Origin of the sequence: Frigoribacterium sp. PvP121, from assembly GCF_017833115.1 — a bacterium.
In the GTDB taxonomy this organism is placed as follows: domain Bacteria; phylum Actinomycetota; class Actinomycetes; order Actinomycetales; family Microbacteriaceae; genus Frigoribacterium; species Frigoribacterium endophyticum.
Genome location: NZ_JAFIBR010000001.1, coordinates 2,552,325 through 2,578,188 on the forward strand (window position 1 = coordinate 2,552,325; position 25,864 = coordinate 2,578,188).

The 25,864-nt window shown below is 75.7% G+C and carries 26 protein-coding genes; 12 read left to right on the forward strand and 14 right to left on the reverse strand.

Annotated elements, in window-relative coordinates; all coding sequences use genetic code 11:
- The first annotated feature begins 51 nt into the window (after positions 1-51).
- From JOE43_RS11935 to manD, 3 genes are all read left to right on the forward strand, one after another.
- Positions 52-921, forward strand: a complete 870-nt coding sequence (locus JOE43_RS11935; protein WP_307803353.1) for an aldo/keto reductase — start codon at positions 52-54, stop codon at positions 919-921.
- 59 nt (positions 922-980) lie between these two features.
- A complete protein-coding gene (locus JOE43_RS11940) occupies positions 981-1,814 on the forward strand; it encodes an EI24 domain-containing protein (RefSeq protein ID WP_209517975.1) in 834 nt (277 codons plus the stop codon).
- A 64-nt stretch (positions 1,815-1,878) separates the two neighbouring features.
- Entirely contained in the window at positions 1,879-3,117 is a 1,239-nt protein-coding gene (gene manD / locus JOE43_RS11945; RefSeq protein WP_209517977.1) for a D-mannonate dehydratase ManD, read from the forward strand.
- 30 nt (positions 3,118-3,147) lie between these two features.
- Here the strand turns inward: manD and JOE43_RS11950 are convergent, their stop codons facing one another.
- The 7 genes from JOE43_RS11950 to JOE43_RS11980 form a co-directional block, all read right to left on the reverse strand.
- Complete coding sequence (locus tag JOE43_RS11950; RefSeq protein WP_209517978.1) at positions 3,148-3,630, reverse strand: VOC family protein; 483 nt, start codon at positions 3,628-3,630, stop codon at positions 3,148-3,150.
- Between the two features lie 70 nt (positions 3,631-3,700).
- Positions 3,701-5,188 carry an NCS2 family permease gene (locus JOE43_RS11955; RefSeq protein WP_209517980.1) on the reverse strand — a complete coding sequence of 496 codons (1,488 nt, stop codon included), beginning with the start codon at positions 5,186-5,188 and terminating at the stop codon, positions 3,701-3,703.
- Between the two features lie 66 nt (positions 5,189-5,254).
- Positions 5,255-6,949, reverse strand: a complete 1,695-nt coding sequence (locus JOE43_RS11960; RefSeq protein ID WP_209517983.1) for a biotin carboxylase N-terminal domain-containing protein — start codon at positions 6,947-6,949, stop codon at positions 5,255-5,257.
- Positions 6,946-8,709: a carboxyltransferase domain-containing protein gene (locus JOE43_RS11965; RefSeq protein WP_307803354.1), complete on the reverse strand. Its 1,764-nt coding sequence runs from the start codon at positions 8,707-8,709 to the stop codon at positions 6,946-6,948. Before JOE43_RS11965 ends, JOE43_RS11960 begins: the two co-directional genes overlap by 4 nt.
- Entirely contained in the window at positions 8,706-9,497 is a 792-nt protein-coding gene (locus tag JOE43_RS11970) for a LamB/YcsF family protein (RefSeq protein ID WP_209517985.1), read from the reverse strand. The genes JOE43_RS11965 and JOE43_RS11970 overlap by 4 nt, the downstream gene beginning before the upstream one ends.
- A 147-nt stretch (positions 9,498-9,644) precedes the next feature.
- The gene (locus tag JOE43_RS11975) at positions 9,645-10,082 is read right to left on the reverse strand and encodes a hypothetical protein (RefSeq protein WP_209517986.1); all 438 of its coding nucleotides are present in this window, start codon (positions 10,080-10,082) and stop codon (positions 9,645-9,647) included.
- 62 nt (positions 10,083-10,144) lie between these two features.
- Positions 10,145-10,546, reverse strand: coding sequence for a hypothetical protein (locus JOE43_RS11980; RefSeq protein WP_209517988.1), 402 nt, complete (start codon positions 10,544-10,546; stop codon positions 10,145-10,147).
- A gap of 86 nt (positions 10,547-10,632) precedes the next feature.
- Between JOE43_RS11980 and JOE43_RS11985 the strand changes: the two genes are divergently transcribed.
- A complete protein-coding gene (locus tag JOE43_RS11985) occupies positions 10,633-11,682 on the forward strand; it encodes an LLM class flavin-dependent oxidoreductase (RefSeq protein ID WP_209517990.1) in 1,050 nt (349 codons plus the stop codon).
- A 122-nt stretch (positions 11,683-11,804) separates the two neighbouring features.
- Here the strand turns inward: JOE43_RS11985 and JOE43_RS11990 are convergent, their stop codons facing one another.
- The 3 genes from JOE43_RS11990 to JOE43_RS12000 form a co-directional block, all read right to left on the reverse strand.
- Positions 11,805-12,665, reverse strand: a complete 861-nt coding sequence (locus JOE43_RS11990) for a hypothetical protein (protein ID WP_209517992.1) — start codon at positions 12,663-12,665, stop codon at positions 11,805-11,807.
- Between the two features lie 91 nt (positions 12,666-12,756).
- Positions 12,757-13,443: a response regulator transcription factor gene (locus JOE43_RS11995; RefSeq protein WP_209517995.1), complete on the reverse strand. Its 687-nt coding sequence runs from the start codon at positions 13,441-13,443 to the stop codon at positions 12,757-12,759.
- On the reverse strand, positions 13,440-14,834 hold the full coding sequence (locus JOE43_RS12000; protein ID WP_209517997.1) for a sensor histidine kinase: 1,395 nt from the start codon (positions 14,832-14,834) through the stop codon (positions 13,440-13,442). Before JOE43_RS12000 ends, JOE43_RS11995 begins: the two co-directional genes overlap by 4 nt.
- A 78-nt stretch (positions 14,835-14,912) precedes the next feature.
- On the opposite strand from JOE43_RS12000, the gene JOE43_RS12005 reads away from it, so the two are divergent.
- From JOE43_RS12005 to JOE43_RS12015, 3 genes are all read left to right on the forward strand, one after another.
- Positions 14,913-15,944 (forward strand): NADPH:quinone reductase, encoded by a 1,032-nt coding sequence (locus JOE43_RS12005; protein WP_209517998.1) that lies wholly within the window; start codon positions 14,913-14,915, stop codon positions 15,942-15,944.
- A gap of 99 nt (positions 15,945-16,043) precedes the next feature.
- Positions 16,044-17,087: an MBL fold metallo-hydrolase gene (locus JOE43_RS12010; protein WP_209518000.1), complete on the forward strand. Its 1,044-nt coding sequence runs from the start codon at positions 16,044-16,046 to the stop codon at positions 17,085-17,087.
- A gap of 46 nt (positions 17,088-17,133) precedes the next feature.
- Entirely contained in the window at positions 17,134-18,258 is a 1,125-nt protein-coding gene (locus tag JOE43_RS12015; protein WP_209518002.1) for an ATP-dependent DNA ligase, read from the forward strand.
- 59 nt (positions 18,259-18,317) lie between these two features.
- On the opposite strand, the gene ligD is transcribed toward JOE43_RS12015, so the two are convergent.
- Positions 18,318-19,355: a non-homologous end-joining DNA ligase gene (ligD, locus tag JOE43_RS12020; protein WP_209518004.1), complete on the reverse strand. Its 1,038-nt coding sequence runs from the start codon at positions 19,353-19,355 to the stop codon at positions 18,318-18,320.
- Positions 19,356-19,486: 131 nt separating this feature from the next.
- Here ligD and JOE43_RS12025 point away from each other — a divergent pair, with 131 nt between their 5' ends.
- The 4 genes from JOE43_RS12025 (at position 19,487) to JOE43_RS12040 (ending at position 22,727) form a co-directional block, all read left to right on the forward strand.
- Complete coding sequence (locus JOE43_RS12025) at positions 19,487-20,710, forward strand: glycosyltransferase (protein ID WP_307803355.1); 1,224 nt, start codon at positions 19,487-19,489, stop codon at positions 20,708-20,710.
- 121 nt (positions 20,711-20,831) lie between these two features.
- Positions 20,832-21,311 (forward strand): heme-degrading domain-containing protein, encoded by a 480-nt coding sequence (locus JOE43_RS12030; RefSeq protein ID WP_056055189.1) that lies wholly within the window; start codon positions 20,832-20,834, stop codon positions 21,309-21,311.
- A gap of 52 nt (positions 21,312-21,363) precedes the next feature.
- A complete protein-coding gene (locus JOE43_RS12035) occupies positions 21,364-21,870 on the forward strand; it encodes a hypothetical protein (RefSeq protein WP_167259296.1) in 507 nt (168 codons plus the stop codon).
- Positions 21,871-22,127: 257 nt separating this feature from the next.
- The gene (locus tag JOE43_RS12040) at positions 22,128-22,727 is read left to right on the forward strand and encodes a hypothetical protein (RefSeq protein ID WP_192045771.1); all 600 of its coding nucleotides are present in this window, start codon (positions 22,128-22,130) and stop codon (positions 22,725-22,727) included.
- A gap of 48 nt (positions 22,728-22,775) precedes the next feature.
- Here the strand turns inward: JOE43_RS12040 and JOE43_RS12045 are convergent, their stop codons facing one another.
- Positions 22,776-23,285, reverse strand: a complete 510-nt coding sequence (locus tag JOE43_RS12045; RefSeq protein WP_209518007.1) for a DUF427 domain-containing protein — start codon at positions 23,283-23,285, stop codon at positions 22,776-22,778.
- A gap of 114 nt (positions 23,286-23,399) precedes the next feature.
- On the opposite strand from JOE43_RS12045, the gene JOE43_RS12050 reads away from it, so the two are divergent.
- Positions 23,400-24,443, forward strand: a complete 1,044-nt coding sequence (locus JOE43_RS12050) for an NAD(P)-dependent alcohol dehydrogenase (protein ID WP_209518008.1) — start codon at positions 23,400-23,402, stop codon at positions 24,441-24,443.
- A 43-nt stretch (positions 24,444-24,486) separates the two neighbouring features.
- Here JOE43_RS12050 and JOE43_RS12055 read toward each other — a convergent pair whose 3' ends face one another.
- Together JOE43_RS12055 and JOE43_RS12060 are read right to left on the reverse strand one after the other, a co-directional pair.
- On the reverse strand, positions 24,487-25,191 hold the full coding sequence (locus JOE43_RS12055) for a prolyl oligopeptidase family serine peptidase (RefSeq protein ID WP_307803356.1): 705 nt from the start codon (positions 25,189-25,191) through the stop codon (positions 24,487-24,489).
- A 10-nt stretch (positions 25,192-25,201) separates the two neighbouring features.
- The gene (locus tag JOE43_RS12060; RefSeq protein ID WP_209518010.1) at positions 25,202-25,828 is read right to left on the reverse strand and encodes a helix-turn-helix domain-containing protein; all 627 of its coding nucleotides are present in this window, start codon (positions 25,826-25,828) and stop codon (positions 25,202-25,204) included.
- Between the last annotated feature and the right edge of the window lie 36 nt (positions 25,829-25,864).

The window sequence follows — 25,864 nt, forward strand, 5'->3', positions numbered from 1 at the left end:
GGAGGGCCAACCGCCCGGCCCGCCCCCGTGTTCCCGGCGCAGACTGGTCGGGTGACCACGACCGCCCCGCCCACCGTGACCTTCCCCGACGGCCGCACCGCCCCCGCCCTCGGCCAGGGCACCTGGTACCTCGGCGACGACCCGCGCCGCCGCGCCGCCGAGCTGGAGGCCCTCCGCACCGGGCTCGACCTCGGCCTCACGCTCGTCGACACCGCCGAGATGTACGGCGACGGGGCCGCGGAGGCCCTCGTAGGCGAGGCGATCGCCGGCCGCCGCGACGAGGTCTTCCTGGTCAGCAAGGTGCTGCCGGGCAACGCCAGCCGCCGAGGCACCGTCGACGCCTGCCACGCCAGCCTCCGGCGCCTCGGCACCGACCGTCTCGACCTCTACCTGCTGCACTGGCGGGGCGGCCACCCCCTCTCCGACACGGTGGAGGCGATGGAGGCGCTGGTCGAGGAGGGCGCGATCGGCGCCTGGGGCGTCAGCAACTTCGACGTCGACGACCTGGACGACCTGGCCGTGGCGACCGGCGCCGGCGGCCCGGCCCGCGCCTCCGGCCCCCACACCGACCAGGTGCTCTACAACCTCGCCCGCCGCGGCCCCGAGTTCGACCTGCTGCCCCGGCTGCGCGCGGACGGCGTGCCGCTGATGGCGTACTCCCCCGTCGACCACGGCGAGCTGCTCGACCACCCGGTCGTCGTGTCGGTCGCCCACGACCTCGGCGTGACGCCGGCCCAGCTCGCGCTCGCCTGGGTGCTGCGCCTCGCCCCCGACGTCTGCGTCGCCGTGAAGGCCGGCAGCGCCGCCCACACGCGCGAGAACGCGGCGGCGCTCGGCGTCGACATCGACGACCAGGCGTTCGTGCAGCTCGAGCGGGCCTTCCCCGCCCCGACCGCGGCCGTGCCGCTCGAGGTGCTCTGACCCGCGGCCGGCCCCCGAGCGACCCGCGCAGCCCCGGCGACGCCCGGTACGCTCGCCCCATGTCGGTCGTGCGCGAGTTCGGGTCGGGCGCGGCCCTCCTCGGCCGCGGGCTCCGCCTCTGGGGCACGTCGCCGCGCCTCATGCTGCTCGGCGCCGTCCCCGCCGTGATCGTCGGCCTGGTCTTCGTCGGGCTGCTGGTGCTCGTCAACGGCTACGCCGACGACGTCGCGGTGGCGCTCACCCCTTTCGCCGACGGGTGGCCCGAGTGGGAGGCGCAGGTCGTGCGCCTCGTCATCGGCCTCGCCGTCGCGGCCCTCGCCGTGCTGCTCGCCGTGTTCACCTTCACCGCCGTGACCCTGCTGGTGGGCGACCCGTTCTACGAACGCATCTGGCGGCACGTCGAACGGCGCGAGGGCGACGCCCCGGCCGACCTCGGCACCGGGTTCTGGCGCGGTCTCGCGAAGAGCGTCGGCGACTCGCTGCGGCTGCTGCTCGCGACGGCCTCGATCGGTCTCCTCCTCTTCGTCGGGGGCTTCGTGCCCGTCGTCGGGCAGACGGTCGTGCCGGTGCTGGCCGCGGTGACCGGCGGGTGGTTCCTCACCGTCGAGCTCACCGGGTTCGCGTTCGACGCCCGGGGCCGGACCCTCCGCGAGCGGAGGCGCGCGCTCGGCCTCCGACGGGCGCACACGCTGGGCTTCGGCACCGTCACCTGGCTCTCGTTCCTCGTTCCGTTCGGGGCCGTGCTCGTGATGCCGGCCGCGGTGGCGGGGGCGACCCTGCTCGCGCGGGAGGCCGACGCCGCCGCCCGCGGTGCGACGCCCGGGGTGTCCGCGTCGCCCGCGCCGCCCTCTCCGCCCGTGCCGCCCGTGCCGCAGAAGGGCCGAGCGGGCTGACGCCCGGCCGGGCGGCCTGACAGACTCGGTGGCACCACGCCCGCCGACGAAGGAGTCGCCCCGCATGAAGATCGACAAGGCCGAGGTGATCGTCACCAGCCCCGACCGCAACTTCGTGACCCTCAAGCTCACGACCGACGACGGGGTCACCGGCCTCGGCGACGCCACCCTCAACGGCCGCGAGCTCGCGGTCGTCGCGTACCTCTCCGAGCACGTCGTGCCGCTCCTCCTCGGCCGGGACGCCGCCCGCATCGAGGACACCTGGCAGTTCCTGTACCGGAGCGCCTACTGGCGGCGCGGCCCCGTCACGATGGCCGCCATCGCCGCAGTCGACGTCGCCCTCTGGGACATCAAGGCGAAGGTCGCCGGCATGCCGCTCTACCAGCTGCTCGGGGGCGCCTCCCGCACCGGCCTGCTCGCGTACGGCCACGCCTCCGGCAAGGACCTCCCCGAGCTCTTCGACAGCGTGCGCGAGCACCAGGAGCAGGGCTACCGCGCGATCCGCGTGCAGACCGGCGTGCCCGGCCTGAGGTCGATCTACGGCATCGCCTCGAACGCGACCTTCGACGCCAACGCCGGGGTGCGCTACGACCACGAGCCGGCCCAGCGCGGCGCCCTGCCGAACGAGGAGGACTGGGACACCCGCTCGTACCTGCGGCACGTGCCCACCGTCTTCGAGGCCGTGCGCGCCGAGTTCGGGCCGGAGATCCCCCTCCTGCACGACGGGCACCACCGCATGACGCCGATCCAGGCCGCGTCGCTCGGCAAGAGCCTCGAGCCCTACGACCTCTTCTGGCTCGAGGACGTCACGCCCGCCGAGAACCCCGAGGCCCTCCGCCTCGTGCGGCAGCACACCACGACGCCGCTCGCGATCGGCGAGATCTTCAACACCGTCTGGGACTACCAGCAGATCATCCGCGAGCAGCTGATCGACTACGTGCGGAGCGCCGTCACCCACACCGGCGGCATCACGCACCTGAAGCGGGTGCTCGAGTACGCCGCGCAGTACCAGATCAGGTCGGGCATGCACGGTCCGACCGACATCTCGCCGGTGGGCATGGCGGCGGCGATGCACCTCGGGCTGTCGATCCACAACTTCGGGATCCAGGAGTACATGCAGCACGGCTCGCGGACGGACAGCGTCTTCCGGCAGTCGTTCACGTTCGAGGGCGGCATGCTGCACCCGGGCGAGCAGCCGGGGCTCGGCGTCGAGCTCGACGTCGACGAGGCCGGGAAGTACCCCTACGAGAAGGCGTACCTGCCCTACAACCGCCTCGCCGACGGCACCGTCCACGACTGGTAACGGATCGACCCCCGGGAGGCGCGGGTCGGGTCAGGTGCCCGCGTAGGCGGCCCGCAGGTCGTCGACCACGAGGCGGCCCATGCCCATCATCGCGGTCATGGCCCGGGCAGCCCCCTCCCTGTCCGGGCCGCCGAGGGTCTCGCCGAGCGCGCTCGGGACGATCTGCCAGGAGAAGCCCCAGCGGTCGGTGAGCCAGCCGCAGCGGCCCTCCTCGCCGCCGTCGGCGACGAGGGCGTCCCAGAGGCGGTCGAGCTCGGGCTGGTCGGAGACCGGCACCGAGAACGACACGGCGTCGGAGGGGGCGTGCCCCGGCCCGCCGTTCAGGCCCTGGAAGCCCTGGCCGTCGAGCTCGAACTCGACCACGAGCGCCTGGCCGGCGAGGGCCGGGTCGGGGAAGTCGTCCGGGTACCGGGAGACGTCGGTGACGCGCGACCCGGGGAACAGCGAGACGTAGAACGTCGCGGCGGCCTCGGCCTCGCCGTCGAACCAGAGCACGGGGGTGATGCGGGGCACGGTGCGCCTCCTCGGTCAGGGGCGGCCGCGTCGTCGCCGCCGCGTGCCGCCCACCGTACCGCCGACCCGCTCAGCCGACCAGGGCCTCGATCGGGCCGCGCACGAAGTAGACGAGGAAGCCCAGCGACACGATCCAGAGCAGCGGGCTGATCTCGCGGGCCTTGCCGGAGGCTGCCCGGACGATCACCCAGCTGATGAAGCCGACGCCGATGCCGTTGGCGATCGAGTAGGTCAGCGGCATCGTGATGATGGTGAGGAAGACCGGCAGGGCGACCGAGAAGTCGGTCCAGTCGACGTCCTTGATCTGCGAGACCATCAGCGCGCCCACGATGACGAGGGCGGAGGCCGCCACCTCGAGCGGCACGACCTGCGTGAGCGGCGTGAAGAACATGGCGAGCACGAAGAGCAGGCCGGTGACGACCGAGGCCGCGCCGGTGCGGGCGCCCTCGCCGATGCCCGAGGCCGACTCGACGAAGACCGTGTTCGACGACGAGCTGGTGGCCCCGCCGGCGATCGCGCCGACGCCCTCGATGACGAGCGCGCTCTTCAGGCGCGGGAAGGTGCCGTCGGGGCGGGCGACGTCGGAGGCCTTGGCCAGCCCGGTCATCGTGCCCATCGCGTCGAAGAAGTTCGTGAAGACGAGCGTGAACACCAGCATGACGGCCGAGAGGACGCCGATGCGGGCGAAGGCGCCGAAGCTGATGTCGCCGACGAGCGACAGGTCGGGCAGGGCCACGATCTGGGTCGGCATGACGGGGGCGTTGAGGTTCCAGTCGTCGAGGTTCTGGCCGTTCGACGTCGGCACCTGGAAGATCGCCTGCAGCACGATCGCGATGACCGTGGTCGCCACGATGCCGATGAAGATCGCCCCGCGCACGCGGCGGGCCATGAGCACGCCGATCACGACGAGCCCGATGACGAAGGTGATGGTCGGCAGCGTCGCGACCGAGCCGGCGGAGCCGAGCTGCAGGGGCGGCGACGCGGAGCCGCTGGTGCGGACGAAGCCGGAGTCGACGAGCCCGATGAACGCGATGAAGAGGCCGATCCCGACCGTGATCGCCGTCTTGAGCGCCGCGGGGACGGCGTTGAAGATCAGGCCGCGGAGGCCGGTGACGGCGAGGATCGTGATCACGAGGCCGTTGATGACGACGAGGCCCATCGCCTCGGGCCAGGTGACGTCCTGCACGACGGTGACCGCCAGGAACGAGTTGATGCCGAGGCCGGCCGCGAAGGCGAACGGGAGGCGCGCGACCGCCCCGAAGAGGATGGTCATGACGCCGGCGGTGAGGGCGGTGACCGCACCCACCTGGGCGTTCTGCAGCCAGCCGCCCGCGACGTCCTGCGCGGCCTGGTCGGCGCTGAAGCCGCCGAGGATGAGCGGGTTGAGGATGACGATGTACGCCATCGTCACGAAGGTGACGACGCCGCCGCGGATCTCGCGAGCCCAGCTGGAGCCGCGGGCCGTGACCTCGAACCAGGTGTCGAGGCGTCCGGCGACGCCGGAGCGGGGTGCCGGCGCGCCCGTGGGCGCGGACGACGACGAGACGGGAGAGGACATGGCGGCGGCTCCGGTGGTGCAGGGGGACGGTGCGGGCACGCGCTCGGCTCTGGGCGCTCTCCCAGCTTACGGGGCCGTGACGTGTCCCCCGTCGTCGGTGCGGTCGACGGGGTCGTCCTCGCCGACGACGGCGGCGACCATCGCGGCCACGACCTCGACGTCGCCCAGCTCGGCGGGCAGCACGACGGGGACGCGGCGGCCCGCCACCTCGACCCAGGTGCGCAGGACGACGGGCGTGGCCCGCGCCTCCGGCGTCCGGACCGCGAGGCCGTCGAGCCAGGGGCACTCGGTCTCGATCCAGCGGGTGTGCACGGTCGGGGCCTCGTCGCCGGGCGGGGCGAAGGCGGGGTCGTCGAGGAGGCGGCGGTGGAAGGGCGCGGAGGTCGCCGGGCCGTCGACCACGAGGTCGTCGAGGGCGCGCCGGGAACGGCGCAGCGCCTCGTCGCGGTCGCGGCCCCAGACCGAGAGGGTCATCAGCAGCGAGTCGCGGCCGGGCGGCACCTCGTCGCCGGGGGCCACGCCGGAGTCGACGCGCACGCCGGGCCCGCCGGGGAACTCTAGTCGGGCGACCGGCGCCGGGGCCGGCAGGAAGCCGCGGCCCGCGTCCTCGGCCGTGACGCGGAACGAGAGCGCGTGCCCGAGCACCGGCGGGGCGCCGGCGACCTCGAGGGGGCGCCCGTCGGCGAGCAGGAGCTGCTGCCGCACGAGGTCGACCCCGGTCGTCAGCTCGGTGACGGCGTGCTCGACGGAGAGCGCCGTGCCGACCTCGAGGAACGACACCTGCCCCGCCTGCGAGACGAGGAACTCGACGGTGCCGGCGCCGCGGTACGAGACGGCGCCGCAGACGGCCGTGCTGACGTCGACGACGACGGCCAGCTGCTCGTCGGTGAGGAAGGGCGCCGGGGCCTCGGCGAGGAGCTTCTGGTGGCGGCGCTGCACCGAGCACTCGCGCGTGCCGACGACGACGACCCCGCCCTCGCCGTCGCCGAGCACCTGGGCCTCGACGTGCCGCGGCCGGTCGAGGTACTGCTCGACGAAGCACTCGCCGCGGCCGAAGACGGCGACGGCCTCGCGCACCGCGCTGTCGTGCAGGTCGGCCACCTCGTCGAGGCGACGCGCGACGCGCAGCCCCAGCCCGCCTCCCCCGTTCGCCGCCTTGAGGGCGATCGGCAGCCCGTGGCGCTGCGCGAACGCGACGGCCTGGTCGGGCCGCCGCACCGGCCCGGAGGTGCCCACGACGAGCGGGGCGCCGACCGAGTCGGCGAGGGCGCGCGCGGCGATCTTGTCGCCGAGCACCTCCATCGTCGCGGGGTCGGGACCGACCCAGGTGAGCCCGGCCGCGACGACGCGGCGGGCGAACTCGGCGCTCTCGGAGAGCGGGCCGGCGCCCGGGTGCACCGCGTCGGCGCCGCTGCGCACGGCGGCGTCGAGCATGGCCTGCATGTCGCGGTAGGCGTCGGGGCGGCCGACCGGGGGCGTGCTGACGGCGGTGCCCCCGCCGGGCGAACCGGGGCCGGGCGAAGCGGTGCCGGGCGAAGCGGTGCCGGGCGAGCCGGGGCCGCGCGAGCCGGGGCCGAAGGCCGCATCGGCGCCGGGCGCGTCGACGGGCTCGAGCGCCCAGGCCTCGTCGGCCGCGCGCACGTGCAGGGCGGCCGCGTCGTCGGCCGTGTAGACCGCCACCGAGGGCAGCTGCAGGTCGGCGCAGGCGCGGGCGATGCGCACGGCGACCTCGCCGCGCTCGGCGATGAGGAGCTTGATCACGACTCCGTCCCCCGCTCGGCCGCGAGGCGTTCGTCGAGGTGGTCGTCCTGCCGGTCGCCGCGGCGGCCCCGCCCGAGGTCGGGCCCTGGCACCACCCGGAACCGCACGCGGGCGCCGATCGGCACCTGGGCGGCCCGGTCGAGCTGGTCGCCCACGACGCACGCGACGACCGGGTAGCCGCCCGTCACCGGGTGGTCGGCCATGAAGAGCACGGGGTGGCCGGAGGGCGGCACCTGCAGGGCCCCCGACACGGTCGCCTCGCTCGGCAGCTCGGCGGGCAGCCCGTCGGCGACGAGGCGCTCGAGGGGCCGCTCGCCCTCGAGCCGGAGGCCGATGCGGTTCGACTGCGCGGTGACGGTGAAGCGCTGCTCGGTCAGCAGCTCGACGGCCTCGGGCGTGAACCAGTCGTCCCGCGGCCCGAGCACGACGTCGAGGAAGGTCACCTCGTCGGGCGCCGAGACCGTGCGCTGCACGTCGGGCGCCGCGGCGGCGACGCTCTCGGCCCAGGCGCGGCCCACCGCGAGCTCGTCGCCGGCGCGCACCCGCTGCGGGCCGAGCCCGGCGAGCACATCACCGGAGACGCTGTCGAGAACGGGCTCGGCCTCCCAGCCCCCACGGACGGCGAGGTACGAGTAGACGCCCCGGGGAGGCGCCCCCACGGTGAGCACGTCGCCGTCGTCGAGCGCGAACGCGGCGCCCACCACGGCAGGGCGCGGGCCGGCGGGCCCGGTGACCGTGATCGGCACGGGAGCGCCCGCCACGGCGAGCACGAGGTCACCGCGCGCCGTCGCCTCGAAGCCGCCGTAGGCCAGCTCGAGCGCGGCCGAGCCGGTGGCGGCGCCGACGAGGCGGTTCGCCTCGCGGAGCGCCCGGTGGTCCATCGCCCCGGAGCGGGAGACCCCGAGGCCGGATCGGCCGGGGCGGCCGAGGTCCTCGAGGATCGTGTGCGGGCCGGGGCGGTCGACGAGCAGGGCCCGGTCGGGACGGGGCGGCGGCGCGACCGGCGACGACGCGGCCCGGACCGACGCGGAGCGCACCACGGCCCCGTCGGCCGGCGCCACGGCCGCGTCGGGGCGGTCGCCGGTGCCCGCCGTGACGTCGACGAAGCGCACCCGCATGCCCGGCTGCAGCAGCGCGGGCACCCGTTCGGCGAGGTCCCAGAGGGCGACCTCGGTGCGGCCGACGATCTGCCAGCCGCCCGGGCTCTCGCGGGGGTAGACGCCGCAGAACTCGCCCGCGAGGGCCACCGCGCCGGCCGGCACGTGGGTGCGGGGCACGGCCCGGCGCGGCACGGCGAGGGCGGGGTCGCCGCCGGAGAGGTAGGCGAAGCCCGGCGCGAAGCCGGTGAAGGCGACGGTGTGCACGGCACCGGTGTGCCGGCGGACGACCTCCTCGACCGTCAGGCCGCTCAGCTCGGCGACCTCGGCGAGGTCGTCGCCGTCGTAGTGGACGGGGATCTCGACGAGGCGCCCCTCGGTGGCGGCGTCGCGGGAGCTCGGCAGCGACCGGATCACCGAGAGGAGGGAGGTCACCGGCAGCAGCGCGGGCAGGAAGCGCACGGCGACGGTGCGCGGCGCCGGGACGACGTCGAGGATGCCCGCGACGGGCTGCGCGAGCAACGCGCCGAAGAGGGCCAGCGACTCGTCGAGGTCGGCGGTCTCGATCAGGACGCCGTCGGTGCCGAGGGGCAGGATGCGCGGCTCCCGCGGGAGGCCGCCGTGCCGGTCGGCGGAGCCGGAGCGGTCGTCGCCGCCGCTCACGCCGACGTCTCCGGGACGGTGACGAAGGAGCCCAGGGCGACCCCCGCCTCCTCGAGGCCGGTGCGGACGGCCCGCGCGACGGCGACCGCGTCGGGCGAGTCGCCGTGCACGCAGACCGTGCGCGCGTCGACCTCGACTTCGCGGCCGTCGACGGAGGTGACCCGCCCCGTCTCGACGAGCGAGAGGACGCGGTCGCGGATCTCTTCTGGGTCGTGCAGCACCGCCCCGGACTCGCGACGGGGCACGAGCTCGCCCGACGCCGTGTAGGCGCGGTCGGCGAAGGCCTCGGGCACGGTGACGAGTCCCGCGGCGGAGGCGCGGCGGAGGAAGGCCGACCCGGCCAGCCCCACGACGGCGAGCGCCGGGTCGACCCGCAGCACGGCCTCGACGACCGCGTCGGCGTGGGCGGCTCCGCGGTCGTCGTCACGGGCGATGGTCGTGTAGAGCGCCCCGTGCGGCTTGACGTACCGCACGGCCGTGCCGGCGGCCCGGGCGAGGCCGTCGAGGGCACCCACCTGGTAGGCGACGTCGCCCACGAGCTCGGCGGGCGAGGCGTCGAGGTACCGGCGCCCGAAGCCGGCGAGGTCGCGGTACGACACGTGCGCGCCGACGACGACGCCGCGACGGTGCGCCTGCCCCACCACCCGCAGGAGCGACTCGGGGTCGCCGGCGTGGAAGCCGCAGGCGACGTTCGCGCTCGTGACGACGTCGAGCAGGGCCTCGTCGTCGCCCAGGGTCCACCGGCCGAAGCCCTCGCCGAGGTCGGCGTTGAGGTCGATGGTCGTCATGGTGGGGCCTTCCGTGCGGCGGGGCCGTCGGTGGGGGGCGGGGTGGGCGGCGTGCGGTGCCGAGCGCCGGGAGGCCGGGCGGTGGTCAGCCCGGTCGGTCGGCGTCCACCGTACCGGCAGGCACGGCCGCGCCCGGTGGGAGCGCGTTCAGCCGGCTCTCCGCACGAGCAGGGCCCGCGTCACGAGCGGCACCTGGAGGGGCAGGCGCACGAGGGTCACGACGCGGCGCACGCGGGAGGCGCGGGCGCTGTGCAGGGACCGCGTCGCCATCGACACGTTGGCCGGGAAGACGGCGACGAACAGGGCCGCGGCGAGCGCGCCCCCCACGCGCCGGGTGGGGCGGGAGGCCAGCGCCGCCGCGACGACGAGCTCGGCGACGCCGGAGGAGACGGTCCAGAAGCGGGCGGGGCCGGGCATGCTGCGCGGCACGACGGCGTCGTAGGCGGCGGGTGCGACGAGGTGGAGGACGCCGCTGCCGCCGAGGGCCGCGGCGAGGAGGCGGGCCGTGCGGGCGGCGGCGGCGCGCTCGGTGCGGGCGGCGGCGGTGCGGGCGGGGCGGCCGGGGCGGGGGCGTCGGGGGCTCATGCGGTCCATCTTCCTCGCCCGCGACTCCTCGGTGCCTGCCGGGTGCGCGGCGGCGGCGCGCCTCAGACGGCGGGGGCGCGACCCGAGCCGCCGAAGCGGATCGAGACGTCGAGGCGCCACGCCTTCGGCTCGCCCGTGACGTGGGTCGTGCCGACGAAGCGCAGCCGGTCGCCCGCGCCGAGGCTCAGCACGCCGTGGACGTCCTCCCGGCCCTCGAGCCAGAAGGCGATGTCGTGCTCGTCGAGCAGGTCGTCGTCGACGGTCGCGCCGAAGGTGGCTCCGTCGAACTTGAGAGGCACGTCACGGAAGTGCAGGCGCGGCGGGGCGTCCGACCAGTCGACGTCGGCCGGCAGGCGCTCGGCGACCACGGTGGCGTCGACCACCCCGTCGCTCCCGAGCGTCACGGACGAGGCGCGCAGGTCGATGCCGAGGTCGTCGCCGTCGACACGGAATCGGTTCTCCACCCCTCCCACGCTAGCGGCGCGGCCCCCTCTCGTCACCTGCAGCTGCCGGAGGAATGGGAGCGAGTCCTGTGGGGTTGGCGGTGAGCATGGAGAAGAGCATCGGGTTCCTGTCGTTCGGGCACTACCAGGACGTGCCGGGGTCACGGACCCCGACCGCCCGGGAGGCGCTGGTCCAGTCGATCGAGCTGGCGGTCGCCGCCGAGGAGATCGGCATCGACCAGGCGTCGGTGCGCGTGCACCACTTCGCGAAGCAGCTGGCGAGCCCCTTCCCGCTGCTGGCCGCGATGGCCGCGCGGACGAGCCGCATCGAGCTCGGCACCGGGATCATCGACATGCGCTACGAGAACCCGCTCTCGATGGCCGAGCAGGCCGCCGCCGCGGACCTCATCAGCGCGGGTCGCCTCCAGCTCGGCGTGAGCCGGGGGTCGCCCGAGACCTCGCTGCGCGGCTACGAGGCGTTCGGCCACGTGCCCGCCGACGACGAGACCGACGCGGACATGGCGCGCCGCCACACCGCGCTGTTCCGCTCCGCGATCGCGGGCGACGCCGTCGCGACGAGCGACCCGCGCATGACGGGCTGGTCGAGCCCGCTCGCGATCGAGCCGCTCTCCCCCGGCCTCGGCGACCGCATCTGGTGGGGCTCCGGCACCCGCGCGACGGCGACGTGGACGGCCGAGCAGGGCATGAACCTGATGAGCAGCACCCTCCTGACGGAGGACACGGGCGTGCCGTTCGACGAGCTGCAGGCGGAGCAGATCGCGCTCTACCGCGAGGCGTGGGCCGCGGCCGGGCACGCCCGCGAGCCCCGCGTCTCCGTGAGCCGCAGCGTCATCCCGATCACCACCGACGAGGACGTCCGGTACTTCGGCGTCCGCGCCCAGCAGGACTCCCGCGACCAGGTCGGCCTGCTCGACGGGGTGCAGTCGCGGTTCGGCAAGAGCTACGTCGGCGAGCCCGACGTGATCGCCGCGCAACTGGCCGACGACGCGGCGGTGCGGGCCGCCGACACCGTGCTGCTCACCGTGCCGAACCAGCTCGGCGTCGACTACAACGCGCGGCTGCTGCGCACGATCGCCGAGCACGTCGCACCCGCGTTCGGCTGGGTGCCGGCGCACGCGGCGACGCGCCCGCGCTGACGGTCGGCGATCGCGGCTCGCGCCGTCGGGTCGAGCGACACGACGACGAGATGCCCCGCCCTGGGGCCCCCGGGGGTCGGAGGCCACAGGACGGGGCACCTCGGTGCACCAGCGTCAGCGCGTCAGCCGGCGATCGGGGTCGGGTCGACCGGGTTCGGCGGCACCGGCAGCGAGCCGCGGATCTGGTTCTGCGCCTGGCACTGGCTGGTGCAGTTCGTGGCCCCGGCGCTCAGCTCGATCGCGTCCTCGCCGAGCACGCCGCCGAGGCGACCGCCGGGCTGCACGAGCCACTTCGTGACGGTGCCGCTCTGGAACGTCTTCGTCGCCACCTGAGGGCTGTCCTTGCCGAGCAGCATCTGGTGGGCGCCGGCCCCCGACGTGACCGCGTCGACCCCGTCGCCGAAGTTGACCTTGCCCGTGTACTGGTTGACGAAGTAGAAGACGCCGGGCGCGAGGGTGTGCACGTACTCGACGGGGGCGGCGAACTCGGCCTCCATCTGGAAGATGCCGCCCTGCGCGCCGTCCTTCGCCTGGATCTTGAACTTCCCGGCCGACGTGCTGAACAGCAGCGTCAGGGTGTCGTCCTTGACCTCGAGGGACTTGATGGTCGCTCCCGCCCGCTGGGCCGGTGTCAGCGTCGGCACCTTGGAGGCGAAGACCACGGTGGGCCGCGTCACCATGCGCTGCGTGTCGGGGGCACCGGTGAGCGTGTAGTCGTAGACGCCGAGGGTCGCGACGTCGACGTCGAAGCCGTTGTTCACGCCCCGCACCGCGATGCGGTCCGAAGGCGCGAGGTCGGCGAGCTTGAGGCTGCGGCCCGGCGCGGGGTCGTAGGTGGTGCCGCCGATCGTGACGGCGTAGTCCCCGCCGGCGCTGGTCTTGCCGGAGGCGCTGGCCGGGGCGGCCGAGAGGGCGAGCGACCCGGCGACGACGGCGACGACGAGCACCGCGGCGCGGGCGGAGCGGAGGAGTGACGAGGGCATGGTGGGGGCCTTCCGAGGACGATGTGCGGCCGGCTCCGGCCGCACTCCGAGTCTCGGCGGGCGCCCGCCGCCGCACCATCGGACCTTGGTACTAGTACCCGTGGTCACGGGCCCAGAGCGCCGCGCTCGTGCGGTCGCCCACGCCCACGCGGCGGAAGATGCTGCCCACGTGGGCCTTGACCGTCCGCTCGGCGATGCCGAGCTCGTGACCGATCTGGCGGTTGGAGAGCCCCCGCCCCAGCAGGCGCAGCACGTCGGCCTCCCGACCGACGACGACCCGCGCCTCCGGCGGGCTCCCCTCGACCCGGTCGCCCGGGGGCTCCGAGGCGGCCCCCGGACGGGCAGGAGTCGCGGTGCGGGCCGGCAGGAGCGCCCGCGCCGCCCTCGGGTCGAGCGGTGCGTCGCCCCGAGCCGCCGCTCGGACGCCCGCCAGCACGGTCGCCGGGTCGGCGTCCTTGAGCAGGTAGCCCGTCGCGCCGGCGGCGAGGGCGTCGTGGACGGTGGCCGCGTCGGGGAAGGACGTCAGGACCACGACCCGCGCCGACGTGCCGCCCTCGACGAGGCGGCGCGTCGCCTCCACGCCCCCGATGCCGGGCATCGAGACGTCCATCAGCACGACGTCGGGCTCGAGCGCGGGGACGACCCGCAGGGCCGTCTCGCCGTCGGGGGCCTCGCCGACGACCTGGACGGCGTCGTCATCGGCCCCCGCCCCGTCGAGCAACGCCCGGAGCCCGGCACGGACGAGCGGGTGGTCGTCGACGACGACGACCCTGATCACGACCCCTCCGTCGTCAGCCGCCACCGCGTGCCGCGCCCCGCCGAGGTCGCGAGCTCGAGCGTCGCCCCCGCGCCGGCGGCCAGGTCTCGCAGCACGCGCAGCCCGAAGTGCGCCTGGTCGGGGCGGTCGAGCAGCCCGGGGTCGAGCCCGACCCCGTCGTCGGCGATCGTGGTGACGGCTCCCCGACCACCGGGCCGCGCCTCCACCGTGACCACGCACGACGACGCCCGGGCGTGGGCGACCACGTTCACCAGCGACTCCTGCACGACCCGGAACACCAGGCGCTGGTCGTCGGCCGAGAGGGCCTCCGCGGTCTCCGGGTCGACGTCGAGGCGCACCGGCACCCCGCGCGCGGTCGCCGCCTGGGCGAGGTCGACGAGCGCCGGCTCGAGGCCCGACGCCGCGAGGCTCGCCGGGTAGATGTCGACCAGGAGGCTGCGGAGGGCGCCCACGCTGCCTCGCACGGTCGCGGCGACGGCGTCGAGGCCGTCCGCGGTCGCCGCGTCGCCGCGGCGTCGCGACGCGGCCGACTCGGCCGAGACCGCGAGCGAGGTCGCGACGAGGTCCTGGACGACGCCGTCGTGCAGGGCGCCCGCGATGCGCCGCCGCTCGTCGCCGCTCGCCTCGAGGGCGTGCTCGAGCAGCGCCTCGCGATGACGGCGAGCGCCCTGCAGGGCACGGAGCAGACGCGCGAGCACGGGGAGCAGCAGCAGCACGACGAGCAGGATGCTGCCGATGGTGATGCCCGCGAAGCCGACCCAGAGCTGGCCGCTGCGCTGCACGACCTCGTCGTAGCGGAAGTACACCTCGGCGAGCAGCGGTCGGCCGCTGGGCGTGCGGACGGAGCGGTAGGCCTCGAGCAGGCGGCCCTCGTCGCGTTCGTAGACGTTCTCGGGCTCGGTGAGGTCGCTGACCTCCGACTCGACGCCCGAGCCGCGGAGGGCCTCGAGGTCGTCGTCGCCGAGCTCGAAGCGCTGGCCGATGAGCCGGTGCTCGTCGCTCCAGACGATGCGGCCGGTCTCGTCCCAGATCTTGACCCGGGCGATGCTCTCGCTCAGCACGTGGTCGCGGACGACGGCGTCCATGGCGGCGACGGCCGCGGGGTCGCCGTCGACCAGGGCGTCGGTGAGGTCGGGCTCGATCAGGGCGTCGCCGATGCGGTCCGCCCGGTCGGCCGCGTCGGCCACGGACTCCGCCTCGGCGAGGCGCCGGGCGGCGACCAGCGCGGCGACGGAGACCGCGACGATGACGAGCACGGCGACGACCGCGACCCAGACCACGACGCGCCCGGCGCTGGGGTCGTGCGGCGCCGACGACGTCGACCGGTCGGGCCGCGTGACGACCCGCCACGGCGGGGCGTCGGCGCCCGCCTCCCCCTGAGGACTGCTCATGCGACCATCCTGCCCCGGCGGAGGCGCACCTCCGAGCCGACTCGACGTCGGAGCCCCGCCCCGGAGCAGACTCGGGGCATGAAGTCGATCATCTACACCCAGACCGGTCCCGCCTCCGACGTGCTGCACCTCGTCGACCGCGAGGTGCCCGAGCCCGGCGCCGGCGAGGTGCGCGTGCGCGTCGTCGTGTCGGGCGTCAACCCCACCGACTGGAAGTCGCGCCAGGGCTCCGGCCCCGGCGAGGACACTCCGTACCCCGAGGTCACCCCGGACCAGGACGGCGCGGGCGTCGTCGACGCCGTGGGCGAGGGGGTCACCGACCTCGCCGTCGGCGACCGGGTCTGGTCGTTCATCTCCGCGAACGGCCACGCGACCGGCACCGCCCAGGAGTACACCGTCCTCCCCCGCGAGCGCGTCGTCCCCCTGCCCGACGGGGCCTCGTTCGACCTCGGCGCGAGCCTCGGCGTCCCCGCCATGACGGCGCACCGCGCGCTCACCGTCCACGAGGACGGCCCGTCGCGGCTCGCGCCCGGCGCGCTCGACGGCGTCACCGTCCTGGTCTCGGGAGGCGCGGGCGCGGTCGGCCACGCCGCGATCCAGCTGGCCGCCTGGGCCGGCGCCACGGTGATCACCACGATCTCGAGCGACGAGAAGGCGGACCTCGCCCGCGCCGCCGGCGCCCACCACGTCGTGAACTACCGGGAGCAGGACGCGGCCGCCGAGATCCGCCGCCTCGCCCGCGACGGCGTGCAGGTGGTCGTCGAGGTGTCGATCCGGCAGAACGCCGAGCTGGTGGCGGCGGTCGTCGCGCCCCGCGCCTCCGTCGCGATCTACGCGAACGACGGCGGCGACGAGGTCTCGCTGCCGCTCCGCGCCAACATGGGCACCAACACCCGCTACCAGTTCGTGCTGCTGTACACGGTCGGCGAGGAGGCGCTGCAGGCGGCCGCCGAGGACGTCACCGCGGCCGTCCGCGACGGTGCGCTGCCCGTCGGCGAGGAGGCCGGGCTGCCGCTGCACCGGTTCCCGCTCGAGCGGACCGCCGCCGCGCACGAGGCCGTCGAGGCCGGCGTGACCGGCAAGGTGCTGGTCGACGTCGCCCCCGAGTGAGCTGACGCGCACCGAGGTGACCCGTCCTGGGCCCGGGGCAGCCCCGGCGGCCCAGGACGGGTTACTTCGAGGGTGCGGCGCCCGGGCTAGGCTCGCCGGGTGCCCGCTCCCGCCCCGCTCAGCCCCGTGCAGGCCGAGGCCCTGCGCACCCGCACCCTCCCTCCGCTCGAGGAGGTGCGGCACGGCGTCTGGTCGCTGTCGTCGACCGTGGGCGACCGCGTCGACGGCCACTCGTTCAGCTACCTGATCGAGGGCTCCGACGGCTCCCTCGCGCTGATCGACCCGGGCTGGGCCGGCCCGGACGCCGTCCCCCGGCTCGAGGCGGCGCTGCGGTCGGTCGACCACGAGCTCTCCGACCTGACGCTCGTCGTGGTCACCCACCTGCACCTCGACCACCTGGGGGCCGCTGACGACGTGCGCCGCGCCTCCGGAGCACCCGTGGCGATGCACGCCCTCGAGGCCGCCGCCCTCGACCGGCGCGCCGCCGACGGGGCCGCCGCCGACGCCGACGTCGCCCGCTGGGGAGCACCCCGGGAGCTGACGGAGGCGCTGGTCGCCTCCTGGGGGTCCGGTCGCGCCCTGCCCGCGGTCACCCCCGACCTGCTGCTCGCCGACGGAGACGAGCTGCCGGTCGCGGGCCGCCGCCTGCGCACCGTGAACACGCCGGGCCACACCGCCGGCCACCTGTGCGTCGTCGAGCCCGAGCAGCGCCTGGTCTTCACCGGCGACCACGTGCTGCCGACCGTCAACCCGGGCATCGGCCTCGGCGGCCGCACCGCGTCGAACCCCCTCGACGACCACCTCGCCTCGCTCCGGGCGATGGTCGCTCTCGACCGGCCCGGGGCCGACGCGCTCGAGGTCTGCCCCGGCCACGAGTACCGGTTCGTCGGCCTGGCCGAGCGGGCGGAGGCGCTGGTCGCGCACCGTGCCGACCGCACCCTCGACGCGGTGGCCGCGCTCGACGCCCTGCGCGCCGAGGGCGCGGGCCGAGTCTCCCCCACGGTCTTCGAGGTCGCCGAGCGCATGACCGGCTGGCGCGGCGGCCTCCGGTCGATGACGGGCTTCGTGCTCGCCTCCGCGCTCGCGCAGACGGAGTGGCACCTCCGGTCGGCCGGACGCGGCGACGAGCTCGCGGCGGGCTGAGGACGCCACCCGGGCCCCGGTCGGAGAGCCGGGCCAGACTCGGCGCATGACCACCGACTCCCCCGCCCGCGACGCCGACGCCGACGCCGACTCTGATGCCCACGGCGCCGCCGCCGTCCCGTCGATCACCGACCCCGTCGCCCCGATGCTCGCGAAGGCCGTCGCGACCGTGCCCGACGCCGACAGCGTCGAGGGCGGCCTGTCGTACGAGCCGAAGTGGGACGGCTTCCGCGGCCTCGTCTACTTCGACGGCGAGACGGTCGAGCTCGGCAGCCGCGGCTCGAAGCCGCTCACCCGGTACTTCCCCGAGCTCGTGGCCGCGCTCGCCGAGGGCCTGCCCGGCCCGTGCGTGCTCGACGGAGAGATCGTGCTGCGGCAGGGCGAGCCCGGCGACGAGCGGCTCGACTGGGACGCCCTCTCGCAGCGCATCCACCCTGCGGCCTCGCGCATCGCGACGCTCTCGGTCTCGACGCCGACCTCGTTCGTCGCGTTCGACCTGCTCGCCGAGGGCGACGAGAGCCTGGTGGGGCGCCCCTTCGGCGAGCGCCGAGCCGCCCTGGAGCGCCTGCTCGCCGACGCGGCGGCCCCGCTGCACCTGAGCCGCACGACGACCGACGCCGAGGTCGCCCGCCGCTGGCTGGTGGAGTTCGAGGGCGCCGGCCTCGACGGCGTCGTCGCCAAGCCCCTGGCGAGCCCCTACCAGCCCGGCAAGCGCACCATGCTCAAGGTCAAGCACCACCGCACCGCCGACGTCGTCGCGCTCGGCTACCGGGTGCACAAGAGCGGGAAGGGCGTGGGGTCGCTGCTGCTCGGCCTGCACGACGCCGACGGCGAGCTCCGGAACGTGGGAGGCGCCTCCGCGTTCTCGGACGCCCGTCGCCTCGAGCTCGTCGACGAGCTGGCCGACCTCGTCGTGCACGACGACGACGGCGGGGTCGCCCATGCCGAGACCGACCGCAGCCGCTTCTCGTCGGGCAAGGACGTCTCGTACGTCCCGCTCCGCCCCGAGCGGGTCGTGGAGGTGCGCTACGACCAGATGGAGGGGCAGCGGTTCCGGCACACGGTGCAGGTGGCCCGGTGGCGGACCGACCGCGAGGCGCGCTCGTGCGGGTTCGACCAGCTGGAGGTGCCGGCGGCGTACGACCTGGGCGAGGTGCTCGTCCGGGCCTGACGGGGCCGCGGGTGACCTGCGCGGGTCGACCCGCGACTCCTGCCGTCCTGCTCTCGGGCCTACTCGACGGGCTCGACCGGGTCGCCCTGCGGCCCCGCCTTCGCGCGGCTGGGCTGCACGCGGGGCGGCTCGCCCGGCATCTTCGGGAAGTCGGGCGGGAAGGGCAGCTCGCCGAGGCCCGCCTCGACGTCGCGCTCCCACCAGCCGAGCAGCGCGTCGATCGTGCCGGGCTCGTCGTGCATGTGCTCCCACGGGTCGCCCGTCGCGGCGAGGCGGCCCGGCACGGTGAGCACGGTGTGCGCCGCCGGGTCGGTCGCGTCGAGCTCGCTCCACTCGAGCGGGGTCGAGACGGAGGCGCGGGCCAGCGCCCGGGGAGACCAGGCACCGGCCATGGTGCGGTCGCGGTTCGCCTGGTTGTAGTCGACGAAGACGCGGCGGCCGCGCTCCTCCTTCCACCAGTTCGTGGTCACGGCGTCGGGCATGCGGCGCTCGAGCTCGCGCGCTGCGGCGATCACCGCGTGCCGCACGTCGAGGAACTCCCGGGTCGGCTCGATCGGCGCGAAGACGTGCAGGCCGCGGTTGCCGCTCGTCTTGACGAAGGCCGTCAGCCCGGCGTCGGCCAGCACGCGCCGGAGCTCGTGCGCCGCGGGCACCGCGTCGGAGAAGTCGGTGCCGGGCTGCGGGTCGAGGTCGACCCGCAGCTGATCGGGCAGGTCGCTCGCCCCGGCCCGCGACGCCCAGGGGTGGAAGACGACCGTGTTCATCTGCGCCGCCCAGACGGCCCCGGCCGGCTCGTCGATGACGAGCTGGGGGTGCGAGCGGGCGCTCGGGTAGGTCACGACGACGCTGCGCACGTGGTCGGGGGCGCCGCGGGGCGGGTTCTTCGAGAAGTAGTCGTCGCCGTCGACCCCGCCGGGGAACCTCTGCAGCGAGATCGGGCGGTCGCCGTTCGCGCGGACGAACGCGTCGCCGACGTCGACCAGGTAGCGCGCGAGGTCGAGCTTCGTCACCCCGAGGTCGGGCCAGAGCACCCGGCCAGGGCTCGAGATCCGGACCTCGCGGTCGCCCACCTGCAGCATCGTCGCCTCGCTCGCCATGCCTCACCCTAGCTCCGGACCCCCCGGGCTCGGCCGGGCCGGGCGGGCACGGGGCGGGCGTCGGGCACGCAGGAGCGGGCGGGGGCCGGGCGGCGCGGGGGCGTCCGCCGCGGGGCGGGTACGCTCGGGCGGTGACCTCCCCCCTCCGCATCGCGCTCGTCTCGCTGCACACCTCCCCCGGTGCCGAGCCCGGCTCGGGCGACGTGGGCGGCATGAACGTCGTCGTGCGCAACCAGGCCGAGGCCCTCGGCGCAGCCGGGCACCGGGTCGAGATCCTCACCCGACGCTCGTCGCCCGACGGGCCCGACACCGTCGAGCTCGCGCCCGGGGTCACGCTGCGCGTCCTGACCGCCGGCCCGACCGAGCCCGTCACGAAGGGCCGCCACGAGGAGTTCGTCGACGAGTTCCGCGAGCGCCTGGCCGAGCAGGGCCCCTGGGACGTCATCCACTCGCACCACTGGTTCAGCGGCGTCGCCGCGCTGCCGGTCGCGCGCGAGCGCGGCGTGCCGCACGTGCAGAGCTTCCACTCGATCGCCGCGGGCGACGAGACGCCCCTCTCCGACGGCGAGCGTGCCGAGTCGCCCGGCCGCCTCGCGGGCGAGGCCCTGCTCGCGCGGGAGAGCGACGCGGTCGTCGCGATCAGCCGCGCAGAGGCCGAGACGGTCGCCACGCGGCTCGGTGGCGACCCGGCCCGGCTGTGGGTCGTGCTGCCCGGCGTCGACGCCGAGCTCTTCCGCCCGCAGACGCCGGGCGAGCCCGGCTCCGACCGGCCCTACGTCGTGGTCGCCGGCCGGCTCGAGCCACTCAAGGCCCCCGACCTCGCCGTGGCCGCGGTCGCCGCCGTCCCTGCCGACCTGCGCCCCGAGCTCGTGATCGCCGGCGGAGCCAGCACCGAGCACGCCGGCTACGAGCACGAGCTGGAGGACCTCGCCGCCCGCCTCGACCTCGACGTCCGCTTCCTGGGGCCGCGGACGCGAGCGGGCCTCGCTGCCCTGCTCCGCGACTCCCGCGTGGTGCTGGTGCCGTCGCACTCGGAGACGTACGGGCTGATCGCCCTCGAGGCCGCCGCGAGCGGGGTCCCGGTCGTCGCCGCGGCGTCGGGGGGCCTGCGCGAGTCGGTCGTCGACGGCGTCACCGGCGTCGTGCTCGACAGCCGTGACCCGGCCCGCTGGGGCGAGACGCTGACCCGCCTGCTCGGCGACGACGCGACCTGGCAGCGCCTCGCGACCGCCGCCCGGCAGCGTGCGCTCGAGCACCCCTGGTCGCTCTCCGCCGCCGAGCTGGCCGACGTGTACTGCCGCCTCACGGGCAGCGACGACTGCACCGAGCTCGCGGCCGCGGGCGGGCGGCGCTGACCTCGCCGCACCGGGCCGCGCCGACGCAGACCCGGACGGCGCTCAGGCCGCCCTCCGGCCCGCGGCCCTAGGCTCGGGGCGGGCGACGACGCCCGCACCGCCCGACTCCCCGGAGGCACCCATGACCGACGACACGCTGCTGCGCACCCTCGAGGAGCAGGAGGAGCGCCTGACGTTCCGCCGCTTCACGACCGAGACCGCCCTCGACCTCGGGGCACACGTGCTCGCCGAGGCGCGTCGCCGTCAGCTGCCCGTGGCGATCGCGGTGATGAAGGGCCGGCAGCGCGTCTTCCACGCGGCCCTGCCCGGCACATCGCGCGACAACGACGAGTGGCTCGACCGCAAGGCCCGTGTCGTCGAGCGCTGGGGCCAGAGCTCGTACCGCGTCGGCGAGACCTTCCGCGTCGCCGGCTCGACGTTCGACGAGAAGTCGCGGCTCGACCCGGGCGTCTACGCCGCGCACGGCGGGGTGTTCCCCGTCATCGTGCGCGGCGTCGGCCCGGTCGGCTCGGTCGGGGTCTCGGGCCTGCCCCAGGCCGACGACCACGCCCTCGTCGTCGAGCTCGTCGAGGACTTCCTCGCCCACGGCTACGACAGCTGACCGGCCCCACGACGGCACGACAGACCGCACGACACCGACCGAGGGAGGCGCGGTGAGCGACGACGAGGCCACGCGCGCGGCCGCGGCCCTGGCCGGCCTGCTCGGCCGCACGGTCGCCGAGCTGGCGGCCCGCGACGCCCGCCAGGAGTCGCTCGCGACCGTGAAGGCGTCACGGCGGCTGCTGCTCGTCCACACGTCGGCGTCGCTGCTGCCGGCGGGCCGGGCCTGGCGCCTCGGGGTGCTGCTGCTCGGCGCCGAGGGGCAGGTCTGGGCGACCGGCACCATCACCCGCGCCACCGAGCCGAAGCGGGAACAGCACCTGTCGGCCTCGGTCGAGGAGCGGCGCGACGCCCGACGGGCCGCGTCGCGGAGGTTCGCCGAGGGCGAGGTCGTCAACTACGGCCACGTGCCGGTGCGGACCGACGCCGAGGCCCTGCGCTCGGGCGCGGCCGAGCCCCTCGTGCTCGTCGGCGACGCCGTGCACGTGCGGTGGGGCCGCGGCCCGGGCGAGCTGCGCGAGCTCGGCGCCTACCTCGCCGACCGCGCCGACCTGCTCTGAGCAGCGGTCGCCCGCGCCTCCCCTCGCTCCCTGCCCGCGCCTCCCCGCCCTGCCCTGCCGCTCGGGCACCACTTCTTCGCAGGCGAACCACGCCGCGGCGTGGTTCCGGTGCGAGGACGTGGTGCGGCACGAGCGGGAGCGGGCCGGCGCTCGCCGCTCAGCCCCTGGGCTGACCCGCGCCCGGCGCCGGCACGGTCTGCCAGCTGTCTCGCCTAGCATCGGAGGCGACCCTGGCCCGACCCCCTGGAGGACGCACCGTGCGCCGTCTGCTCATCGCCGCCTCCGTCGTGTTCTGCCTCGGGGCCGTCGGGCTCGTCGTCGCGGTCGCGATGGTCGTGTCGTCGCTGAGCGCTCCCCGCGACGAGCCCACCGCCGCCGCGGTCACGAGCCAGCCGACCTGCCCCGACGTGCCGCCCGTGCAGATCGGCACGATCTCGGTGCCCGCCGGCCCCGTCGCCGGCTACTGCCAGGACCGCCTCGTCAACGCCGCCTGGATCATGGAGGCCGCCAAGGCGCAGGGCATCGGCACCCACACGCAGGCCATCGGCGTGATGACCGCGATGGGCGAGTCGAGCCTCCGCAACATCGACCACGGCGACGACGTCGGCCCCGACAGCCGCGGGCTCTTCCAGCAGCGCGACAACGGCCTGTGGGGCACCTACGAGCAGCGGATGGACCCGTACACGGCCGCCACGATGTTCTTCACGAAGCTCGTGCGCATCCCCGGCTGGAAGGAGCTCTCGCCCACCGAGGCCGCCCACGCCGTGCAGGTCAACGCCGACCCCGACCACTACACGCCGTGGTTCGCCGACGCCGAGGTCGTCGTGGCCGAGCTCACGGCGCGCACGACGCCCTAGCCGCCGGACGCGGCGACACCCACGACGACGCCGGGGCCGCTGGCTCCGCTACCAGCCCATCGTGCCGGGCGCGCCCTTGAACGGCCCCACCACCGACGACGTGATCCAGCCGCCGTAGAAGTCGCCCTCCTGCGCCTGGACGACCTCGCCGTCGATCTCGCACGAGTCCATCCGCCCCGGGTAGAGCGCGACGTGATCGACGAGCACCTCGTAGCCGGCCCACGGGCTCGGGTACGTCCAGCCCGCCGAGGAGGCGCGGGCCCCGCCGCCCACCACGTCGACGTACTTCGCACGGCCCTTGTACTCGCACATGCTCGTGCCGGAGGCCGGCTGCAGCGCCCCCTCCGCGAAGGCCGTGCGCGGCAGGTACCAGACCGGCGGGTGGCTCGTCTCGAGCACCCGGTACGCCGCGGTGGTGTCGGCGACGACCTGGCCGCCGAGGCGGACGACCACCCGCTCGGAGCGGGCCTCGACCCTGGGGGGCCGGGGGTAGTCCCAGACGGACTCCTGGCCCGGGCCGGGCTCCTGACGGCGGACGGGCTCGCGCTTCGCTCTCATGCGGCCATCATGCTCGCGGCGGCTCGGAGGCCGCTGCCCGCCCACCTGAGCCTGGGCTGCACGTGTCGCACATCGGGCGGACCACCTGGTTCGGTCGGGTCTACCGTGCACCCCATGAAGGCACTCCAGTACACCCAGGTCGGTCAGCACCCCGTCGTCGTCGAGGTCGAGAAGCCCTCGCCGGGGCCGGGCCAGGTCCTGCTCCGCGTCACCGCCGCCGGCGTCTGCCACAGCGACGAGTACGTCATGAGCCTCTCGGAGGAGGACTACACGGCGCAGGGCTACCCCCTGCCGCTCACGCTCGGGCACGAGGGCGTCGGCGTCGTCGAGGAGCTCGGCGAGGGCGTCGAGCACGTCTCGGTCGGCGACGCGGTCGCGGTCTACGGCCCGTGGGGCTGCGGGCGCTGCCACCAGTGCGCGCAGGGCAAGGAGAACTACTGCGTCAACGCCGCCGCCGAGGGCATCAAGCCCCCCGAGCTCGGCGCCCCCGGCTCGATGGCCGAGTACATGATCGTCGACGACCCGCGCCACCTCGTGCCGCTCGGCGACCTCGACCCCGTCGAGAACGTCTCGCTCACCGACGCCGGCCTGACGCCGTACCACGCGATCAAGGCGTCGCTGCCGAAGCTCGGGGCCGGCACCTTCGCCGTCGTCATCGGCACCGGCGGCCTCGGGCACGTCGGCATCCAGATCCTCAAGGCGCTCTCGGGAGCGCAGGTGATCGCCCTCGACGTGAACGACGAGAAGCTCGAGCTGGCGACGCACGTCGGCGCCGACCACGTCGTGATCAGCGACGAGCACGCCGCCGAGGCCGTCCGTGCCATCACCGGCGGCGTCGGCGCGAACGCGGTCTTCGACTTCGTCGGCGCGCGCCCCACGATGGCCACGGCGGTCGCGGTGGCGGCCACGGAGGCGGACGTCACGATCGTCGGCATCGGCGGCGGCACGGTCGAGCTCGGCTTCGGCTCGATCGCCTACGACGCGGCCGTGCGGGTGCCCTACTGGGGCAGCCGCAGCGAGCTGATCGAGGTGCTCGACCTCGCGCGCGCCGGGCGGGTGAGCGTCGAGACGCAGCGCTACTCGCTCGACGACGCCCCGTCGGCCTACGAGGCGCTCGCGGCCGGGACGGTGCGCGGCCGGGCCGTCATCGTCCCGTAGCGGCGGGGCGGGCCGGCCGGCCGGGGTCGACGATCCTGACCGGTCAGCCGGTCCGGCTCGGCCGCCCGAGCTGGTCGTCGAGCCACTCCGCGCAGTCGCGGGTCCACGCCGCGGCGGGGCCGGCGCCCTTCGCGAGCCCGAGGCCGTGCCGGCCCGAGGCGTAGACGTGCAGGGCGTGCGACACCCCGGCCGCGGCGAGGGCCGCGCCCATCAGGTAGGCGTGCTCGACGGGCACCGTCTCGTCGTCGGCGGTGTGCCAGACGAAGGTCGGCGGGGAGTCGCGGGTCACCAAGGCGTCGAGCGACGTCTCCGCCCGGAGGTCGTCGGGGGCGTCGAGGCCGATCAGCGCCGCGCGCGAGCCGCCGTGGGTGGGCGTGCGCATGGAGACGACCGGGTAGGCCAGCACGACCAGGTCGACCCGCGCCTCCCCCGTGGCCCCGGGAGCGAGGGCGGCGAGGCCCGCGGCGTGGCCGCCGGCGGAGAAGCCGAGCAGGCCGACGCGCTCGTGGCCCGCCGAGCGGGCGGCCCGGACGGCCTCGCGCACGTGCTCGAGGGGGCCGGGGTGCCGCGTGTCGAGCGGGTAGCCGACGACCTCCGCGCTGTGCCCGAGCGACCGCAGCCACTCGGCCACGGGCTCGCCCTCGTGGTCGGCGAGGTGCTGGTAGCCCCCGCCGGGCAGGACGAGGACGTGAAGCGGGCGGGCGGTGGGCTCGGGGCTCCGGGCGTCGGCCGGGCGGTGGTCGGTCACGGGCAGGACGCTACTCGAAGCGTCCGGGCGGCGCCGCCCGGACGTGCATGCGCTCGCCCTGCCGGCCGAACAGGCTGAGGAACTCGACGTCGCCGGGCCCCACCCGGCCGAACCAGTGCGGCGTGCGGGTGTCGAACTCGGCCGCCTCGCCCGCGGGCAGCACGAGGTCGTGCTCGCCGAGCACCACGCGCAGCCGGCCCTTCAGCACGTAGAGCCAGTCCCAGCCGTCGTGAGTCCGCAGCTCGGGCGTGCCCTCCGGCACCGACGCCGGGATGACGTGCTTGAACGCCTGCAGGCCGCTCCCCCCGCGCGACAGCGGCAGGATCGACCCGCCGCGCCAGGCGACGGCCTTGAGGTGCACCCGCGGGTCGCCCGTCTCGGGCGCGCCGACGAGCTCGTCGAGCGGCACCCCGTGCACCCGGGCGAGCGGCAGCAGCAGCTCGAGCGCCGGGCGACGCTGCCCCGACTCGAGGCGCGACAGGGTGCTGACCGAGATGCCCGTCTCGGCGGAGAGCTGGTCGAGGGTCGCGCGCCGGGCGGTGCGGAGCGCGCGGAGGCGCGGGCCGACCCCGGCGAGGACGGCGTCGGTGTCGTCGGCCGGGGCGGGGGCGGTCGGGTCGTGTCGGTGCGGGTCCATCCCCGCATCTTGCCACTTCGGCAAGAGAGCTTGTCA

Coding starts and splice junctions, on each gene's coding strand:
- JOE43_RS12060 (WP_209518010.1), bottom strand. CDS start 25,828: ATGGACCCGCACCGACACGACCCGACCGCCCCCGCCCCGGCCGACGAC.
- JOE43_RS11990 (WP_209517992.1), bottom strand. CDS start 12,665: ATGCCCTCGTCACTCCTCCGCTCCGCCCGCGCCGCGGTGCTCGTCGTC.
- JOE43_RS12005 (WP_209517998.1), top strand. CDS start 14,913: ATGAAGTCGATCATCTACACCCAGACCGGTCCCGCCTCCGACGTGCTG.
- JOE43_RS12030 (WP_056055189.1), top strand. CDS start 20,832: ATGACCGACGACACGCTGCTGCGCACCCTCGAGGAGCAGGAGGAGCGC.
- JOE43_RS12000 (WP_209517997.1), bottom strand. CDS start 14,834: ATGAGCAGTCCTCAGGGGGAGGCGGGCGCCGACGCCCCGCCGTGGCGG.
- JOE43_RS12045 (WP_209518007.1), bottom strand. CDS start 23,285: ATGAGAGCGAAGCGCGAGCCCGTCCGCCGTCAGGAGCCCGGCCCGGGC.
- JOE43_RS11940 (WP_209517975.1), top strand. CDS start 981: ATGTCGGTCGTGCGCGAGTTCGGGTCGGGCGCGGCCCTCCTCGGCCGC.
- ligD (WP_209518004.1), bottom strand. CDS start 19,355: ATGGCGAGCGAGGCGACGATGCTGCAGGTGGGCGACCGCGAGGTCCGG.
- JOE43_RS11985 (WP_209517990.1), top strand. CDS start 10,633: ATGGAGAAGAGCATCGGGTTCCTGTCGTTCGGGCACTACCAGGACGTG.
- JOE43_RS11955 (WP_209517980.1), bottom strand. CDS start 5,188: ATGTCCTCTCCCGTCTCGTCGTCGTCCGCGCCCACGGGCGCGCCGGCA.
- manD (WP_209517977.1), top strand. CDS start 1,879: ATGAAGATCGACAAGGCCGAGGTGATCGTCACCAGCCCCGACCGCAAC.
- JOE43_RS12050 (WP_209518008.1), top strand. CDS start 23,400: ATGAAGGCACTCCAGTACACCCAGGTCGGTCAGCACCCCGTCGTCGTC.
- JOE43_RS12015 (WP_209518002.1), top strand. CDS start 17,134: ATGACCACCGACTCCCCCGCCCGCGACGCCGACGCCGACGCCGACTCT.
- JOE43_RS11975 (WP_209517986.1), bottom strand. CDS start 10,082: ATGAGCCCCCGACGCCCCCGCCCCGGCCGCCCCGCCCGCACCGCCGCC.
- JOE43_RS11970 (WP_209517985.1), bottom strand. CDS start 9,497: ATGACGACCATCGACCTCAACGCCGACCTCGGCGAGGGCTTCGGCCGG.